The 17,521-nt window shown below is 69.7% G+C and carries 16 protein-coding genes; 8 read left to right on the top strand and 8 right to left on the bottom strand.

Annotated elements, in window-relative coordinates:
* Positions 1-3: 3 nt before the first annotated feature.
* Together GF068_RS32350 and GF068_RS32345 are read left to right on the top strand one after the other, a co-directional pair.
* Positions 4-3,126: an efflux RND transporter permease subunit gene (locus GF068_RS32350; RefSeq protein WP_153823383.1), complete on the top strand. Its 3,123-nt coding sequence runs from the start codon at positions 4-6 to the stop codon at positions 3,124-3,126.
* A gap of 150 nt (positions 3,127-3,276) precedes the next feature.
* Positions 3,277-3,654 (top strand): hypothetical protein, encoded by a 378-nt coding sequence (locus GF068_RS32345; protein ID WP_153823382.1) that lies wholly within the window; start codon positions 3,277-3,279, stop codon positions 3,652-3,654.
* An 85-nt stretch (positions 3,655-3,739) separates the two neighbouring features.
* Here GF068_RS32345 and GF068_RS32340 read toward each other — a convergent pair whose 3' ends face one another.
* Entirely contained in the window at positions 3,740-4,204 is a 465-nt protein-coding gene (locus tag GF068_RS32340; protein WP_153823381.1) for a DUF6184 family natural product biosynthesis lipoprotein, read from the bottom strand.
* Between the two features lie 151 nt (positions 4,205-4,355).
* Positions 4,356-5,417, bottom strand: a complete 1,062-nt coding sequence (locus GF068_RS32335) for a hypothetical protein (protein ID WP_153823380.1) — start codon at positions 5,415-5,417, stop codon at positions 4,356-4,358.
* A 182-nt stretch (positions 5,418-5,599) separates the two neighbouring features.
* Between GF068_RS32335 and GF068_RS32330 the strand changes: the two genes are divergently transcribed.
* Positions 5,600-6,133, top strand: a complete 534-nt coding sequence (locus tag GF068_RS32330; protein WP_153823379.1) for a DUF421 domain-containing protein — start codon at positions 5,600-5,602, stop codon at positions 6,131-6,133.
* Positions 6,134-6,144: 11 nt separating this feature from the next.
* On the opposite strand, the gene GF068_RS32325 is transcribed toward GF068_RS32330, so the two are convergent.
* Together GF068_RS32325 and GF068_RS32320 are read right to left on the bottom strand one after the other, a co-directional pair.
* On the bottom strand, positions 6,145-7,263 hold the full coding sequence (locus GF068_RS32325) for an AI-2E family transporter (RefSeq protein WP_153823378.1): 1,119 nt from the start codon (positions 7,261-7,263) through the stop codon (positions 6,145-6,147).
* 36 nt (positions 7,264-7,299) lie between these two features.
* A complete protein-coding gene (locus GF068_RS32320) occupies positions 7,300-8,706 on the bottom strand; it encodes a DUF2254 domain-containing protein (protein ID WP_170319809.1) in 1,407 nt (468 codons plus the stop codon).
* 9 nt (positions 8,707-8,715) lie between these two features.
* Here GF068_RS32320 and GF068_RS32315 point away from each other — a divergent pair, with 9 nt between their 5' ends.
* The 4 genes from GF068_RS32315 to GF068_RS32300 all read left to right on the top strand — a co-directional run bounded on the left by GF068_RS32315 (position 8,716) and on the right by GF068_RS32300 (position 12,225).
* On the top strand, positions 8,716-9,567 hold the full coding sequence (locus GF068_RS32315; protein ID WP_170319808.1) for a mechanosensitive ion channel family protein: 852 nt from the start codon (positions 8,716-8,718) through the stop codon (positions 9,565-9,567).
* A gap of 92 nt (positions 9,568-9,659) precedes the next feature.
* A complete protein-coding gene (locus GF068_RS32310; protein ID WP_240807719.1) occupies positions 9,660-10,196 on the top strand; it encodes a hypothetical protein in 537 nt (178 codons plus the stop codon).
* The gene (locus tag GF068_RS32305; protein ID WP_153823375.1) at positions 10,193-10,891 is read left to right on the top strand and encodes a hypothetical protein; all 699 of its coding nucleotides are present in this window, start codon (positions 10,193-10,195) and stop codon (positions 10,889-10,891) included. Before GF068_RS32310 ends, GF068_RS32305 begins: the two co-directional genes overlap by 4 nt.
* Entirely contained in the window at positions 10,888-12,225 is a 1,338-nt protein-coding gene (locus GF068_RS32300; RefSeq protein ID WP_338046660.1) for an SLC13 family permease, read from the top strand. Before GF068_RS32305 ends, GF068_RS32300 begins: the two co-directional genes overlap by 4 nt.
* On the opposite strand, the gene GF068_RS32295 is transcribed toward GF068_RS32300, so the two are convergent.
* Together GF068_RS32295 and GF068_RS32290 are read right to left on the bottom strand one after the other, a co-directional pair.
* Complete coding sequence (locus tag GF068_RS32295) at positions 12,226-14,115, bottom strand: serine/threonine-protein kinase (RefSeq protein ID WP_153823373.1); 1,890 nt, start codon at positions 14,113-14,115, stop codon at positions 12,226-12,228.
* 47 nt (positions 14,116-14,162) lie between these two features.
* Positions 14,163-14,843: a thioredoxin family protein gene (locus GF068_RS32290; RefSeq protein ID WP_153823372.1), complete on the bottom strand. Its 681-nt coding sequence runs from the start codon at positions 14,841-14,843 to the stop codon at positions 14,163-14,165.
* Between the two features lie 166 nt (positions 14,844-15,009).
* Between GF068_RS32290 and GF068_RS32285 the strand changes: the two genes are divergently transcribed.
* A complete protein-coding gene (locus GF068_RS32285) occupies positions 15,010-15,555 on the top strand; it encodes a hypothetical protein (protein ID WP_170319807.1) in 546 nt (181 codons plus the stop codon).
* A 56-nt stretch (positions 15,556-15,611) separates the two neighbouring features.
* Here GF068_RS32285 and GF068_RS32280 read toward each other — a convergent pair whose 3' ends face one another.
* On the bottom strand, positions 15,612-16,316 hold the full coding sequence (locus tag GF068_RS32280; RefSeq protein WP_153823370.1) for a hypothetical protein: 705 nt from the start codon (positions 16,314-16,316) through the stop codon (positions 15,612-15,614).
* 326 nt (positions 16,317-16,642) lie between these two features.
* Positions 16,643-17,521, bottom strand: coding sequence for a hypothetical protein (locus tag GF068_RS32275; protein WP_153823369.1), 879 nt, complete (start codon positions 17,519-17,521; stop codon positions 16,643-16,645).

Genomic DNA, 17,521 nt, shown 5'->3' with positions numbered 1-17,521 from the left:
ATCATGCTGTCACGAATCGTCCTCGCCTCGATTCGCCTGCGGGCGCTGATGCTCGTCCTCTTCGCGCTCCTGCTCGGGGCGGGGGCCGTGGCCGTGCGCGCGCTCCCCATCGACGCGATGCCGGACGTCTCGACGATCCAGGTCTCGGTGCTCACGAGCGCCTCGGGCCTCTCCGCCGTCGAGGTGGAGCGGACCGTGACGATTCCCATCGAGAACGCGCTCAACGGCGTGCCTGGCGGCGCCGAGCTGCGCAGCGTCTCGCGCGGGGGGCTCTCGGCCGTGACGGTGGTGTTCGCCGACGGGACGGACGTGTGGTTCGCGCGCCAGCTCGTGCTGGAGCGGCTGCGCGCCGTGGAGCGCGAGCTGCCGCCCTCGGCGGGCACGCCCGAGCTCGGCCCGGTGTCCTCGGGGCTCGGCGAGATCTTCCAGTTCGTCGTGCGCAGCTCGCAGCATACGCCGATGCAGCTCCGGACGATGCTCGACTGGGAGATCGTACCGAAGCTGCGCAGCGTGCCGGGCGTGATCGAGGTCAACACGATGGGCGGGGAGCTCAAGCAGTTCCAGGTCGTCGTGGATCGCGCGCGCCTGAAGGCCCACCACATGACCGTGGAGGACGTGCTCGCGGCCCTGCGCAGCGCCAACGTCAACGTGGGCGGCGGCTACGTCGAGCGGCGCGAGGAGTCGTTCACCGTGCGCGGCCAGGGCATGCTGCGCGACGAGCAGGATGTCGCCAACGTGGTGCTCCGCGCGGACGCCGACGGCGCGCCGGTGCTCGTCAAGCACGTCGCGGACGTGCAGATCGGCGCGGCGCTGCGGTACGGCGTGATCACCCACGGCGGCGAGCGCGAGGCGGTCACGGGCATCGTGATGATGCTCCTCGGCGAGAACAGCCGCGAGGTCGTCGCCGACGTCGGCGCGCGGGTGAAGGAAATCGAGAGGGAGCTGCCGCCCGGGGCGACGATCGAGGTCGTCTACGATCGCGCCGACTTCGTGGGCCGCACGATCGGCACCGTCTTGAAGAACCTCGTCGAGGGCGTGATCGTCGTGACGATCGTGCTCGCGCTTTTCCTCGGCACGTTGCGCGGCGCGCTCGCGGTGGTGCTCGGGATCCCGGCGGCGATGACGATCGCCTTGTTCGGCATGCACCTCTTCGGCGTGACGGGGGATCTCATGTCGCTCGGCGCCATCGATTTTGGCTTCCTCGTGGATGGGCCGATCGTGATGCTCGAGGCGGTCATCGCGTCGGTGGCGGGGAAGAAGCTCGCGGGCAACGCGAAGGCGCGGACGTACGCGGAGGCGGCGCAGGGGGTGGCGCGCCCGGTCGCGTTCGCCGTGGCGATCATCATGCTCGTCTACGTGCCCTTGCTCTTCCTGGAGGGCATCGAGGGCAAGATGTTCCGGCCGATGGCGCTGACCATGGCCTGCGCCCTCTTCGGCGCCCTGGTGTATTCGGTCGTGTTTTTCCCCGCGCTGCTCGTCACGCTGGTGCCGCCCGCGGAGGGCCACGGTCCTCGCTGGATGGAGTGGATCACCAGGAAGTACGAGGGCGTCGTGGGGCGGTTCGTCGCGCTCCGGTGGCCGCTGCTCGGCGCCTCGGCGGCGGCGCTCGTCGTGTCGATCTACGCGTTCTCCCACGCAGGCGCGGAGTTCGTGCCTCGTATCTTCGAGGGCGACGCGGTGGTGACGATCCGCCGCGCGCCGAGCATCTCGCTCGAGGAGGCGCGGCGGCTCGATTTCGAGACCGAGAAGGTGCTGCACGAGTTCCCCGAGGTGATGAGCACGCTCGGGATGACCGGCCGCGCCGAGGTCGCCATCGATCCCGTCGGCAACGACAACACCGACATCCTCGTGCGCCTGCGCCCGCTCGACGAATGGAAGACGGCGCGTGATTTCGACGCGCTCTCCGAGACCTTCAAGAACGCCATCGAGAGCCGCGTGCCGGGGACGTTCGTCTCGGTGTCGCAGCCGATCGAGGACAAGACGAACGAGCTCATCAGCGGCTCACGCGCCGACGTCTCGATCAAGGTGGTCGGCAGCGACATCGACGAGCTCGCCGCGCTCGCCGACCGGATCGGCGAGCGGGTGAAGGCGATCCAGGGCGCGGGTGATGTGCGTGTCGAGCGGCTGCTCGGTCAGCCCGTCATCAGCGCCGTCGCGGATCGAGCGAAGATGGCGCGTCACGGGGTGAAGGTCGAGGACGCCTTCACGGTGATCGCCGCGGCGCGCGAGGGCGTGCGCGTCGGCGACATCTACGAGGATCAGCGCAAGTTCGACCTGCGCGTGCTCAACCCCCCGTCCGAGCCCTCGGCGTCGGCGCTCGGCGAGCTCTTCGTCGAGACCTCGAGCGGGCGCAGCGTCCCGCTGCGTGAGGTGGTCACGCTCGCCGAGGGGGATGGGCCGACCTCGATCCGCAGGCAGGATCGCGAGCGCACGGTGCGCGTCGACGTCAACCTGCGCGGCCGCGATCTGGTCTCCTGGGTCGCCGAGGCCAAGGCCGTCGTCGAGCGCGAGGTGCCTCTCCCGAGCGGCTACGAGCTCGCGTGGGGCGGGCAATTCGAGAACTTCGAGCGTGCGCAAAAGCGGCTCGCGTTCCTGGTGCCGGCCGTCGTGGTGATCATCTTCGGCATGCTGCTCTGGATGTTCCAGAACGTACGGCTCGCGCTGGCCGTCTTCATGATGGTGCCGCTCTCGCTCGTGGGCGGCATGCTGGGCCTGCTCGCGCGTGGCTTGCCTTTCAGCTTGTCGGCCGCGGTCGGGTTCATCGCGCTCGGCGGCGTGGCCGTGCTGAACGGGGTGGTGATCGCCAGCGAGGTGCGGCGGCGCCTCCTCGAGCGGGAGCCGCTCGACGCCGCGGTCACGCGGGGGGCGACGTCGGTCGTGCGCGCGGTGTTGACGACGGCTGCCGTCGCGGCGCTCGGCTTCTTGCCGATGGCGCTCGCGACGAGCGCGGGCGCAGAGGTGCAGCGTCCGCTCGCCACGGTGGTCATCTTCGGCATGTTCTTCGGGACGATCACCACGCTCGCCGTGCTGCCCGGCGTGCTCCGGGCCGCGCTCGCGGGGCAACGCTTCGGCGAGCGCGCCGGGGAGGCGGCGCCGATCGGCGCCGCCGCGCCCGTCGCCCATTGACGATCCCTCCTCTCCCACCTCCCTCTCGAACGACCAAGCGAACCCCTGCGCGGCGCCGCGGGCGGGAGGCATTCCGTTCGCATGCGAGCGAAAGGGAGGGTTTTTGCGTGTTCGCAGAGCACGCAGGAGCCGAGCGGAAGGGGTGGAGACATGACGAAGCCGAGAGGTTTTCCCTTGTTCGCGTCGCTCGCGTTGGCGCTGCTCGCCGCGCCGGCCGTGACGGACGCGCAGGTGCAACAGGATCAGAAAATGGTCCCGTCGCCCCTGGATACCGGCGGCAGGTCGCTCGAGGAGTACCTCGATCAGGGCAAGGAGTGGGAGGTCACGTTCGGCTCGGTGTCACCCGAGGCGCGCGATACCATCGAGAAATGGGCGCGGGGCGGCGAGCTCGACAAGGTGGAGCTGTATACCTTGCCCGACGGCCGGATCTTCTTCGAGGCGCACATCGACAAGGATGGGCAGGACCTCGAGGTCCTCGTCGCGCCGGACGGGCAAACCATTGCCGTGGGCGAAGACGTCGCCGATTGAGCGCTGAGCACCTGGCAGCCAGGTACGACGGCCGGCTCGCCGCTCCCGAGCCGCGCCGTCGTGCCTGCTCGTGGTGGGTCGTGGTTCAGGGGACCGCGTTGCAGATATCGCTCGTCCGGCAGGCCGCGATCTTCCCGAGCGCGTCGAACGGCGCGTTGCAGTCCTGGTTGCGCGCCTCGGCGAGGCACTCGTCGAGCTCTTTCTGATGGATCCCGCCGCGGCACGAGGTCGTGTTCAGATCCTCGGACAGCTTCTGCCGTTCCCTGGCCAGACACGCGTCACGCGAGGCGTAGTCCTTGTCGTCCCCCATGCCGATCTCGCCGCAGCGCTGCGCGTGATCACACGTGGCCGCCGCGATGCTGTCGACGGCGCCGGCGAGCGCCGCAGAGGCGCCGGGCACCGGCGCGGGCGTCGTGGTCTCGCCGGCGCCCAGCTCCCGCCCGCGCTCGGTCCCGAGCGCGCGGTCCTCACGACTGCAGCCGACGGCCGCGGCCGAGCAGGCGGCGAACAGGCCGATGCATCGAATGGTCCTCCAGAGGCTCTCGCTCATCGACGTTCTCCTTTCGTGTCGTGGGGAGAGCAAACTGCCGCCCGCGCTCCCCGTGCCGGGATCGATATCCATGGCGTGTGCCAGGATCCGTTCAGGTCGCTTCCTCGCCCGCGGGCCCTCCGCGCTCGCGTCCAGGTTTTTCCGGGCAGGCTCATAATGCGAGCTGGAGCTGCGTCTTCAAGCTCGATGCGACGGGGACGACCCCGCGCGGGATCCACAGGTCGAGATCGATCATCCACCGGTGTTTCGCGCCGAGGTACAGGTTGAGCCCCGGTGTGACGAGCGTCCCGCCGAGTTTTGCCCGCTCGCCCTCGGGGCGACCGTGCGAGACGCGGAGCAGCGGCTCCACGTCGACGAAGGGCCCGGACGCGACGCCGTACCGGTAGGCGAGCCAGATCTGCCCGGAGACGAAGTGGGCTCCCGAGAAGGGATCGAGCGTGCCTGCGCTCACGGCGAGCAGCGCCAGGGGACCCCGCTCCCCGAATTCGCCATAAAGGAGGTCCGCTCCGAAGGCGGTCCCGCGCCGCGTTTCCCCGCGCGCGCAGGCGTCGCACCCGAAGTTTCGGTTGGTCAAACTCGCGCCGAGCCGCGCGTGTCGGGCCGGCTCGATCGTCACCCTTCCCGCGAATTGCTCGATGTCTCCGCCTCGATCGTCCTCCTCGCCGACGCCGCCGCGATAAAAACCGATCGTGTACGTGAATCCGAGCGCCCCGGGGAATTCGCCGCCCGCGGCCACGCCGAACGACCTGCCGGCGTACGCCACCTCCTCCAGGAGGGCGTAATGATCCAGCGCTCGGACCCCGCGCATTCGTGCGCCGCGCTCGATGGGCAGGATGTCCCGGGCGCTCACGTCATCCACGACGCCGAACGGCCGCCCCGATCGCCCGATCGTCATGGCAAACCGGGGATCGGGCCGCAGGCGCACGTAGGCGTCGTTGAAGAAGACGCGCGAGGTCGCGAAATCGGGCTCGACGCGACCCACGAACCAGGATCCGACCCTCATCTCGGCATAGGGGCGCGCGCGCCTCGCCCGGATCCGCCACGGAGGGCCGGGGGGCGCGGACAACGTATCCGTCTGGATTTGCAGGAGGCCACCGGCCTCGAACGAGATACCGTCGCCTTCGCCGCGCGCCCCCTCGTCGCTCGCCGAGGCCGCGCGCGTGGCGAGGAGCGCGAGCGCGGCGAGGCTACGCGCCGTCGTGCCTGGCGTCATGACGCGTGAGCGAGGCAAAGCCTGCGCCTTCACGGGTGCCGGCCGCTCGTGCGCTCGGGGTCGTGTCGAGCCCGGTACGGCTGGGCGGTCCGTTTCCGACATCCGACGGCATCCCGCTCGCATCCCGGGGCGCGGCCGTCGCGCGCGGCGACCCTTCCGTCGGGAGCGCTCGTCGGGAAACCATGGAGGGACTGGTGTTCTTCGAAAGCATGCAGGCAACGGGCAGGGTCGCGCTCACCGCCGTCCTCGCGTACGTCGCGATGGTCCTTTCGCTGCGGATCTCCGGGAAACGAACGCTGTCGAAGATGAATGCGTTCGATTTCATCGTCACGGTCGCCCTGGGCTCGAGCTTGGCGACCGTGATCCTGTCCAAGGACGTCCCCCTCGTGGAGGGCGTGGTCGGCTTTGCGCTGCTCATCGGTCTGCAATACCTGGTCACCTGGACCTCGGTCCGGTCCGGCGTGGTTCGTCGCCTCGTGAAGTCCGAGCCGAAGCTGCTCTTCCATCGCGGTGAGATGCTCGAGCGCGCGATGCGCCGCGAGCGGGTGCTGGAAGCCGAGCTCCTCGCAGCCGTGCGTGACCAGGGGATCGCCTCTCTCGCCGAGGTCGAGGCGGTCGTGCTCGAAACCGACGGCACGATCTCCGTGATCCGACGCTCCGACGCGACAGGTCGCTCGACGCTGCGAGGTGTCGCTTCGCCGCTCGATCGAGGCTGAAGAGCGGCGCCTCAAGACGCGCGCTCCTCCGGCACGCCTGCGACGGGCGCACCCGGGGGCGCGTCGACCGAATCGTCCCCGAGGACGTCCTCCACGTAGGCCCGCTTGACGAGGACGAGCAAGGCCGCCGCGAGGGGCGTCGCGAGCACCACGCCGAGGCCCCCGGTGAGCGTCCCCATGACGACCTGGCTCGTGATGGTCACGGCGGGTGGCAAGGAGACGGTGCGCCTCGCGACGAGAGGCGTGAGCAGATAGGACTCCACGAATTGAATGCCGAGGTACAGCGCCACGACGTACGCCGCCAGGGCCGGCCCCTGGAGGAGGGCGAGCAGCGCGGCGGGCACGAGCGCGGCGAGCGGCCCGACATACGGCACGAAGGTCAAGACCGAGGCGAGCAGCGCGAGCGTCGCCGCGAGGGGGACGCCGAGGAGCGCGAGGCCCGCATACGTCGAGACACCGACCACGGCCATTGAAAAGAGCTTCCCGAGCAGCCAGCGCCCGAGCGTTTGTCCCACCTCGTCGAAGATCACGCGGGCCCGCGCTCGCCTGGCGACGGGGAAGAGGCGGAGGACGCCCCTCCGATAGACGCCTGGATCCGCTGCGAGAAACAGGCCCACGAAGAGGAAAACCACGAAGCTCGTGGCGATGCCGGCCGAGGTCGACAGGACACTCGTCGCCCCGGAGAGCGTGCGCCGCGGCGCGGGCATGCTGAACGCCGAGCCCCACGAGATCAGCCCGCGCCCCCATTCATAACGCTCGAGCCAACCCCCGAGCCTGCCCGCCGCCTCGGGGACGCGTTGCACGAGGACGTCGACCTGCGCGGCGATCGAAGGGGCGATGAGCCACCCGGCGACCACGGAGACGCCCGCCAGCGCGAAGAGGACGGCGGCGAGGGACCACCCTGCCGAGAGCCCGGCGTGGCGGCCGAACCATTGGCTCGCGCCACGCAGGAAGACGGCCAGAAGGACGCCCGCAAAGACGAGCAGCAGCGGCCCGGCGAGCGCGCCGAGCACCCAGAACGAGAGGGCCAGGATCGCGACCGCGGCGAGCCCCCGCGCCGCGCGGGCAACGACGTCTTCGCGTGTCGACGGGGAGCGCGCGCGGGCCTCGGAGACGGGCTCTCTTTCCATGTCGACCCTGCGAGGCAAGGCCCGCGCCTTCGTGGGTCACGGTCGAGCAGGCTCGACGTCTGCCATTACGTCGAGCTCCTCGCGCACCCGCGCCGCGACGCCCATGACGCGTGACCTCCCCGGCACGGGGACGAGCCGGCTCACCTGATCGGCCACCATGGCCACCTGCGATCGGACGGCGAAGCGCCGCGAGCCGGGCCCGAGCTCGCGGCCGATGGCGCCCAGCATCACGACGAGCCGCTCGAGCACCTGCGGCTGCTCGCGCGCCGCGAGGCAGATGGGCTCGATCGTGTCGCTCAGCAGCTCCTCGAACCGGGTGCGAGGCACGATGGCGCAGATCGCCCCGTCCTCTCCTCGGTGCGCCTGCACGATCTTCCGCCGCGCGGCGTGCAGCAGCAGGGCCGCCAGGTGATCGATACACATCATAGCCGTGGTCGGATCGTGAATGCCCGGCGACAGGCCCTTGAGCGCCATGTCGACGAGCAGACGCACGCCATACGTGGGATCCTCCTCGATGGTCCGATGCGCCCCGAAGTGCACCGCGGAGAGCAATCGGCGCGCGCTCGCCGCGTCCGGGGGCGCGTGCGCCACGAAGAGCAGCGGCGCTCCCTCGATCATGAATTCGCCCACGCGCCCGCCGAGGCGCACGATCGTCCGCGCCCGCGCCGCGTGGCGGATCAACACGCCGAGATCGACCGCCTGGATGTAGCCCGCCTCCGGCGCAGGCAAAGGGTGCCACGCGAGCTCGGCGACGGCGCGCTCCACCTCCGCCTCACGCGTGTCCTCCGGGGCGCAATCGCCCAGCTCCTCGGGGAAGGTCTCGCGCATCGCGCGTATCGTCTCGTCATAGACGTCCGAGGCGATCGTCGCCGGCTGGATGAAGGCCGCGATGTGGTGAACGAACACGATGAAGACGAAGATCCCCGCCACGACATAAACGAACGCGAAGATCACCGCCAGGTTTGGCACGTACGGCGAGGGCGAACCGCTCACCGTACGGAGCACGACGAGCGCATAGACGTAGACGCCCATGAGCACGCCCAGCGCGACCTGGGTCTTGCGGCTCCGCATGAAGCTGCGCACGACGCGCGGCGTGTACTGGCTGGCCACGAGCGAGAGCGTCACCGCGGTGATCGAGAACGTGACGCCCGCGACCGTGAGCACGCTGGTGGCAATGGCGGAGAGGAGCTGCCGCGCGTCGTCGGGGCTCGTCTCGAAGAAACGCGGATAAATGTCCTCGAGCGCCTCGCCGACGCCGAATTGCGCCTCCACGAGGCCGAAGGCCAGGCCCATCGAGGCCACGACGAGGACCGTGGGTACGAACCAGAGGCTCGACCGGACGTCCTGGAGCGCCGTGCGCAGATGCACGGAGAGGCGGCGGAGCATGGATCGGGCCGTCGCTGCTCCGGGCGTCGGCACCATGCTCGCATGGGGACGTTGCATGGAAGGCGCATGAACGAGCTCGACACCATCCAAGCGGCCCTCGAGCGGCTCCTCGATTCGGTCCTCCATCGCCTCCCGTTTTTCGCGACCGGGCTCGTCTGCTTCGCCGTGGGGGCGCTCCTCGCGCGGCTCGCCCGGGCGGCCGTCTCCCGCGGAGGCCGCCGCGCCCGCCTCGATCCGGCGTTCGTCGGCCTCATCGCGCGTATCGTCTCGGCGGCCATCCTCGTCGCCGCGCTGGCGGTCGCGAGTGTCGTCATTTTCCCCTCGTTGCGGTGGCGCGACCTCGTGACGGGGCTCGGGATCAGCTCGGTCGCCATTGGCTTCGCGCTGAAGGACATCCTCCAGAACTTCGTGGCCGGCGTGCTCCTCTTGTGGCGCAGGCCCTTCCGCATCGGTGATCAGATACGCTCCGGCGAATACGAGGGAACGGTCGAGGACATCGACGTCCGCGCGACGCGGATCCGCACCTACGACAACGAGCTCGTGGTGGTGCCGAACGGCGAGGTCTACACCCGCGGCATGATCGTGCGCACCGCTTACGGACACAGGCGCGTGCGCCTCGGCGTCAGCATCAGCTATTTCGACGACATCGACGTGGATCGCGAGGTCATCCGCGGCGCGCTCTCGCGCACGGAGGGCGTCATGACCGAGCCGGCGCCGTGGGTGTATGTCGAGTCGCTCGGGGCCACGAATGTGGAGATCACGGTCCATTTCTGGGTCGAGGCGCATCAGGCGAACGTCCTCCGTGTCCTCGATCGAGCGGCCACCGCGGTGAAGACGGCCCTCGACGAGGCCGGCGCCGACGTGGCGTTCCCGCGCACCGTCGTGCTCATGGAGCCGACGGACGCGCCGCGGACGTGACCTTTTTGTTGACATGCAATCGTCGTGACTCCTATCTCTTGATCTCATACGAATTCGCTGAAGCGCTCCGCGCCACACGCCGAGGAGTCGAGATGCCGCCGCACCACCCGAAGCGCCACCACGGGCCCCACCATCACCCTCCGCCGCCGCGGCCCCCGCTGCCGCCCTCCACGATCCGCGCGTTCCTCCCGCCCCAGCGGCTCGAGACCCTGCTCGCGTCCTGCATCCCGGACCCGGCCGACCGCGCCTTCGTCGCCCGTTGCATCCTCGAGCAGGGGCCCACCCATCATCGCGGGGCGAGCTTCGCGCTTCTGTCGATTGTCTCTTTGCTCCTCGAGCGCACGGGGGGCATTCCGGACAAACCGCCGGCGGGCGAGGCCGTGCCGGTCCCCCTCCGGTTGCCGCCGCACCTCGCGGAGGCGCGGGGCGAGGACCAGGAGTACCCCTTGTGTATGCCGCTCGCGCCGCTCCAGGCCATCAGCGGCGGCGGGGCTCCGGCGGTCGAGGCGCTCGTCGATTGCCTGCTCGACGGCCCCGCGCACCACGCGCTCGCGAACGCCGCGCTCGTCCACGCGCTCGGCGCGTTGCTCGAGCGCCTCCCGGCGCCGGCCGGAGAGGCCCACGAATGACGGGATTGCCCCGGCACCTCGGGCAGGCCTTCCGTATGGCCGCCGGTGAGCTGGGGATGGCCAGCGCCGCGCGCCTCTTCGTCCACGAGCTCTCCCAGCTCGGCGGCGAGGCGCTGGTCGACGAGGCCTGCGACGCCCTCGGCCGCGAGTATCCCGTGTTCGATTTCGCGGCGCACCGCTGGCTCTCCGGCGCGCGGGATCCGCGGCTCGATCCGATGCAGGATCCCGGGCCCGTGGTCCGCGCGCTCGGGGGCATCGGCCGGCTGCTCGTCGTTGGCCTCGAGACCGACGCGCTCGACGCGCTCGTCCCTGCCTTGCCGGGCGTCGAAATGGGCCTCTGCGCGGAGCCCTTCGGCGTGGAGCCGGACATGCGCCGCGTCCTCGCGAATTACGGGGGCGCGCTCGCGCCCGTCACGTTGACCGAGCTCGGGCGCTGGGCCGGCAAGCGCAGCGCGCTCCTGTCGTTCGTGTATGGCACCGACGGGCATACGGCCCACGTCGTCGCGACCTGGCTCCGCGTCGCGGGGCCGGACGTGCGCGCGCAGTTCCGCTCGCTCGTGGGCTGGGACGTCCTCGGGACGCCCATGCGCCTCTATCCACGCTGGCTCGTGGAGACGGCCTGCGACGATTTCTCGGAGATCGTCGGTCCTCCGCATCGTCCTTCCGCTTCTTCCGCTCCTCCCGTATCCCCGTGACGCAGCCTCAATTCATCCTGAGCGGCATTCTCCTCCTCGCGCTCGTCCTCCAGGCGCTCCTCCCGTCGTACCGCGTGCTCGTGGTCACTGCGGGCGCCGGGCTCGCGTGCCTCGCCGCGACCTTGCTCGGCGTCGCGAATACCTCGCGGATCCTCGCCGGCGTGCCGTGGGACGTGCTCGTCATCCTGGTCACGCTCGGGCTCGTCTCGCAGCTCCTCGCGCAGTCCCGCCTCTTCGATCGCCTCGCCCTCGCCGCGACCCGGGCGAGCCGCGCCGATCCGGCGCGCCTCACCATCGTCTTCGGCATTGCCATGTACGTGGTGAGCGGCATCGTGAACAACCTGACGGCGCTCGTCCTCGTGCTGCCCGTGCTGCACGTGCTCCTCAGGCTTGGCGGGACGAACCAGCGTTACGTCTCGTGGACGCTCGGCGTGTTGCTCGTCGCGTGTAACCTCGGCGGCGCCGCGACGCCGATCGGCGATTTCCCGGCCATCCTCCTGCTCGGCCGCGGCAGCATGACGTTCGTCGATTACCTCGTGCAGGCGGCGCCCGCGACCTTCGTCGCGCTCGCGGCGCTGCTCGCCGTGACGGCGTTCGTCGTGCGTCCTGCGAGGGGGATGCCGCGTGACCCGATCACCGCCGGGATCGCGCGCGCCGTCATGACCGCGTTGCACCGGCGGATCACCCTCGATCGCCGCATCTTCGTGCCTGCCGCGGCGTCGCTCGCGCTCATGGTCGCCGCCTGGCTCTTCTTGCCGGCCTCGCTCGGCGTCGGCCCGGAGCTCGTCTGCTGGCTCGGGGCCGCGCTCGCCTTGCTGCTCAATCGTCGCCTCGGCGAGAGGCTCACCCGCAATGGCCTCGAGGCCGAGGCCGTGTTCTTCTTGCTCTCGCTCTTCGTGATGGTCGGCGCCGTGCGTGACACGGGCCTCTTCGACCTCATCGCGCGGGGCATCGAGCGATTGCCGATCTCCGGGGCTGGCCAGCTCTTCGTGTTCCTGCTGCTCGCCGGGCTGCTCACCGGCCTCTTCTCCGCGGGGCCGAGCATGGCCGCGTTGCTCGAGGTCGCCGCGTCCTTGGCCAAGCGGCTCCCGCCGTCCGCGGTTTACGTGGGGCTCGCGCTCTCGGTTTGCGCGGGCAGCTCGCTCTTCTTGACCGCGGCCACCGCGGGCCCGCTGGCGCAGGCGCTCACGGAGCGCGCGGACATCCGCGACGCGGACGGGCAAAAGCTCCGGTTCGGCTTCTTCGATTTCCTGCCCACGGGCCTCCTCGGGTTCGCCATCATCCAGCTCACGGCGCTCGGATATGCGGCGTGGGTCCTGTCCCGGGCTGGATAATCACCCCCCGAGCTTCGCCCGGAGCTTGCTGATCGCCTCCTTGATCTCCGCGTCCTCCCGATAACAACACGGATCACGCCTCGCCGAGCAGGGGGTGTCCTTGGTGATCAAGAGCTCGTCGAGCGCGCGCCCGTCGCCCTCCTCGGCGGCCCTCGAAAAAAGCGCGCGCTTGTCGTGACAGGCCGCTTTGCGCAGCTCGAAGGCCACGCGTAACGCGGGCGTGGCGCGGTCCATGGTCCCCGCCTTTCCGAGGATGTCGTGGGCGCGGCGGCTCGCCTTCGTGCCGCCCCGCGTGCGCACCACGTGGAAGAGCACGTCGAGCCCGCCCGTGCCGAGCTCCTTTTCGAGCGCGTCGAAGACCTGGTCCGACTCGGCGAAGCTCGTCTCGAAGCCGATCCCCGCGACGACGCCGACCACGTCGCCGCGCATTTCATTGCCCGTGAGGCGCTCGGGATCGAGCTTGGCGAGGGCGAGGAAGGCCTTCGCGCCCGGCCGCCATTCTTTTTTCGACGCCGCCCGCCGCAGCCGCTCGGCCCACTCCGTCGCGTCCGCGCCGTCGATCTCGGTCGGCACGTTCGCCGGCACGGCGGCCCGGCTCGTCCCGGTCGGCGCCGCGGTCGTGGCGGGGGCGGCGGCCTCGTCCTCGTCCGTGGATTCCGACGAGCCGCTGCGCACGAGCACCACCACGAGCAGGAGCACGGCCAGGGCCGAGAGGCCCGCGGCCATCAGGAAAAGCGCGCGTTTGTCGAGGCCTTTGCCCGCGGGCTTCGGCGCGGGCGCGGCGGCCTTCTCCGGCGCCTTCGCGAGCTCGCCTTCGAGCGCCTTCTCCAGCGCCTTTTCGAGCTCCTTCTCCGGCGCCGCGGCCGCCTCGTCGAGCGCCGCGAGCGCCTCGTTCGCCGACGCGAACCTGCGCTCCGGCTCCCGCGCGAGCAGCCGCATCACGACGGCCTCGATCCGCGGCGGCACCTTGATCTCCGGCGCCCGCTCCCGCATCGGCGGCGCCTCCTCGCTGCGGATCTTCTTCAGGTGCAGCGCCGGATCCTTCTCGTCGAACGGGCGTAGGCCCGTGAGCATCTCGTACATCACGACGCCGAGCGCATACAGATCCGAGCGCGCGTCCACGCCCTCCATGCCCCGCGCCGCCTCGGGCGCCATGTACGCGAACGTCCCCATGACCATGCCCACGCCCGTCAGCGCCGGGCTCGGCTTTGCGTGACGGCCCTGATCCGAGAGCAGCTCGACGCGCACCTTGGCGAGGCCAAAATCGAGCAGCTTTACCGTCTCTCTGGTGTCGACGAGGATGTTCTGGGGCTTCACGTCGCGGTGGACGATGCTCTTTTCGTGCACCGCCCCGAGGGCCATTGCGAGCTGCCGGCCGATGGAGAGCGCGCGATCGAGGGGCAGCGGGCCTGCCTCGATGAGATCCTTGAGCGACGTGCCCTCGACGTACTCCAGGATCAAGAACTGCGAGCCGTCGTCGAGCTTGCCGAAATCGATGGCGGCGACCACGTTCGGGTGGCTCACGTGTGCGCCCGCGATGGCCTCGCGTTCGAACCGCACCGCGAGCTCGACCATACGGGCCATGTCCGGCCGCAGGACCTTGATGGCCACGCGCTTGCGCAGGTGCACCTGCTCGCCGCGGTAGACGGCCCCCATGCCGCCGTGCCCGATGAGCTCGTGCACGACGTACCGGTCCGAGATGAGCTTGCCCACGAGCGTGGCGAGCTCGTCCTCGAGGAGCGAGCCCTGGCCCCGCTCCTGGAGGTCGGAGCCGGAGAGCAACATGGCGCTCGGCTCGGGGCCTGCTTGGGCCTGCGCCGCGCGTGGCAGCGTGACGGCGTCGTCGAAGGCGGCGTGGGAGGGCCCGTCCGGCGGCGTGGGCTTCGACATGCGCCGAGACTACCCGAGGTCGTGTGGTCGGGACAATGGCGGGGGGCTTACGAGCCGTACTTCACGCCGCAGCCGTAGGCTTTGGTCTCGGGCGTGCGCACGGGCTTGCCGGCGGCGAGGTCGTCGAGGGCCTCCTCGACGTGGTTCACGAGTTTCCCGTCCTTCGGCGACTCGCCCTCGCCGTCGGGCGAGTTGTCGATCGCGCCGCGGTAGACGAGGGTGCCTTGCGCGTCGATGACGTACATGTGCGGCGTATTCGTGGCGCCGTACATCTTGCCGACCTTTCCGGACGCGTCGACGAGCACGGGGTTCTCGAAGCCAAACGCCTTTCGCCCCTCCGCGACGCTCTCGGCCCCGTGCCCTTGCTTTCCGGGGGCGGACGAGTTGATCGCGAGCCAGACGACGCCCTTCTCGGCCGCGCGCTTCGACAGCCCCTTGAGCGAGCCCTTCGTGTGCGAGGCCTTGACGAAGGGGCAACCGGCGTTGAACCACTCGAGGACGACGGTCTTGCCGCGGTAATCGGCGAGGTGGTGGGATTTGCCCTCGTCATCGGTGAGCGTGAAATCGGGTGCGGGCTTTCCGATCTCGGCGGCGGCGGCCGGCTTGTCCGAGGCCGCGGCCGTCGGGGTCTTCGCGTCCGGGGCCTTCGCCTCGGGCGCGGGGGAGGGGGTCTCCTTGTTGCAGGCGAGGAGGAGGAGCGGGAGGACGAGGAGGGGGCGTAGGGACATGGGGCGCATCCTTGTCATGTCCGTGCGGGGGGGCAAGGATTCTGTCGGCTTTGCGACGCGATCGTCATACGGGGCAGCGTGTCTCGGCTCTCCCTGGCGAAACGCTGTAATCTTGACGGCACGGCACAGCGGCCGATAGAGTACCCGAATCACCACGAAGGAGCCGATGATGAAGCGTTTCTCCGTACTGGGTGTTCTGCTGTCATTGGGCCTGCTTCTCGTCGACGCGCCTCGAACCCTCGCGTCTCCTGCGGCCGAGCCCGATTCTCGAGAGGAGCTCGTGCCGCAGTCGTGCACGCCTCATGTGGGCTGTACCAAATGGTTCCCGGAAGGCACGCTTGGTTGCTGCACCAATCAGAGGCAAAAGCGGCTGTACGTCCGGAGCTGCACCGAGACGAGGTATGATTGCACGCTGAGGTACTGGGCAGAGGACTACGAGAGCTGCGATGGGGCGAGCTGTGTCGCGCCCGTCCACGAGGAGCCGGCTCCCATCGAGGATCTCCCCGTGGCCGGCGAGGATCCTCTCGAATTGACATGTGGGCCTCGATCACTCGGGGGACCGACGAGCTGCAAGTCGGAAGACCTCTGGGTGAGCCACGCGGAGGCGCATTGCAAGTCCCTCGGCCTCAACTACAGCGGTCGCACGTCGACGATGTTCTGGGATTCTTGCGCCTCCGGGATGTGGCGCCGGGTGATGTTCGGATGCTGCTGACGCGCCCGGACCACGCGCGGGCGCGGGTCGCGTAGGGGCGCACCTTCGCGGGGCGCTCAGCCCTCCGCGGGCGCCTCGGCGGGCGGGGCCTTTTTGCGGGGCTTCGACTCTTGCACGGTCTCGTCGCGGAAGTAGAGGGAGAACTCGTCTTCACGCCCGAGCCTTGCGAGCAGCCCGCGCACGAGGGGCTTGGCGACGTTGATGTAGGTCTTCAAGAAGGCTTTTCGCGCGGCGGCGAGCTCGGCGGTGTGGACGATCTTCGTGCCCACGGCGGACGTCTTTTGCCCGATGGCAATCTTGAGGCTGTGCTCGGCCTGCGTGAGCTTGTTCTTCCATTTCGTTCCCTCGGGCAGGGCCGTGTTGGTGGGGGCGTCGAACCCGGTGAGCACGGAGGCGATCTTCTTTTGCACGTCGGCGGGCTTCAGCTTCTTGAGGTCGCCCTGCCTGCCGCCCGGGAAAAACGCATTCACGTCGCGCACGACGTCGTCATCGAGGGTGCCGAGATACTTGAAGAAACGCGCGAGCTCCTGGCGCCCCTCCTCCGCGGCGTCCGCGACGTTCGCCCCGTCGCCGCGCACGACGGCCTTCTTCTGCGTCTGCTTGGCGAGCTCGGCGGCCACGCTGCCGGCCACGCTCATCACTTCGTCGATGAGCGCCTGCACGTTGACGAGCTGCGACAGGCCCACGAGCCGCTGCGCCTCGGTCGCGAAATGGGCGGCATATTCGCCGCACTCCCCGTAATCGATATGATCGTCGGCCATGGTACGTTCCTCCCGAAGGTCGTCTGTCCTGAGCGCGCAGAACGGTGCCATGAGGCGAGGGGGAACACAAGAGGCTTGTGAGAGGGATTGGTCTCATCCGGCAGGCGCAGAGCCGGGGCGCTGCCCCGGACCCCGCGGGGGCTGTCCGCCCCTCGACCCGGACCAGGGCAAGCCCTGGACCTCAGGTTGAAAAACTGCGCGATGCGCAGTTTTTCGAGCAGGCCGACGAAGAAGCCGCATTGCCAGCAGAACCAGCAGCGCGGCTGTCTTGGTTGGCAGGGTCGTGTGCCCGGGGCGCGGGTGAAGAATCACGCGCGTCGTGGCCTCTACTCGTCGACGACCCGGATCGGGAGCCAGTCGAATCCAGTGATGCCTGCGTCGAGGAAGATGCGGCGGACCTTCGGGGTGACGAGGAAGAGGGGGTAAGGGAGGACGGACTCGGAGAGGTCGCCGGTGTACTTCGAGATGCCGTACCATTCCCAGGTGACGTTCACGTCGCGGATGTCGGCGAGGTCCGAGGCGCGATAGGCGAGGCGGAGAGGAACCTCCTCCTTCCCGGTGAAGCAACTCCGCCCACACGGACACGGCTCGTAATGCTCGATCCCGGTGGATCGAGGCGACATTGGCGGCAGGGGATGCGTCGCGCAGACCTGCCTCCACGGGATCCGGAAGCCCCGCTCCTCGAAAGCCGCGAAGACGTCCCGGAACGAGAGCCCCGTCGCGCCGCTCAGCGCCAGGGCTGCGGCGAGCTTCTCGTCCACGAGCGGTTCTTCGTGGGACGTCGTGGCCGCGCGCCGGCCTTCCAGTCTGGGAAGCATTTCGCCGTCGATGAATAGCGCGGACGTCTGCCGGGCCCCGGCGCCGCACCGATTGCAGGCGTCGGACATGTCGTACGTCGTGCCCATCATGGGCCCCGCGAAGACCGTGGCGTTGGTGTCGTACTCCATGACGAGCAGCCGCGCCGCTTCGAGCTCCTCGTCGGTGAAGCGGTCGTTCCGGCGTACGGAACAGCGGAGCCCCCGCTCCTCGAGAAGGCTCTGGAGGAGCGCCAGGCGTTCGTCCGTGTCGTCCAGGGTGATGACGGTAGCGTCTGCGACCTCGTCGAGGACCGCCACGTCCGGCCCGCACCCGGCAGGACCGAGGATCGTCTGGGGCCCTCCGGGAATACGGTCGTTGATGATGACAATTCGCGCCTCGGTCCACAT

The sequence above is a fragment of the Polyangium spumosum genome, assembly GCF_009649845.1.
Classification (GTDB): domain Bacteria; phylum Myxococcota_A; class Polyangia; order Polyangiales; family Polyangiaceae; genus Polyangium; species Polyangium spumosum.
Note: the sequence above shows the minus strand (reverse complement) of the source record. Positions and strands in the feature narration are given on the sequence as shown.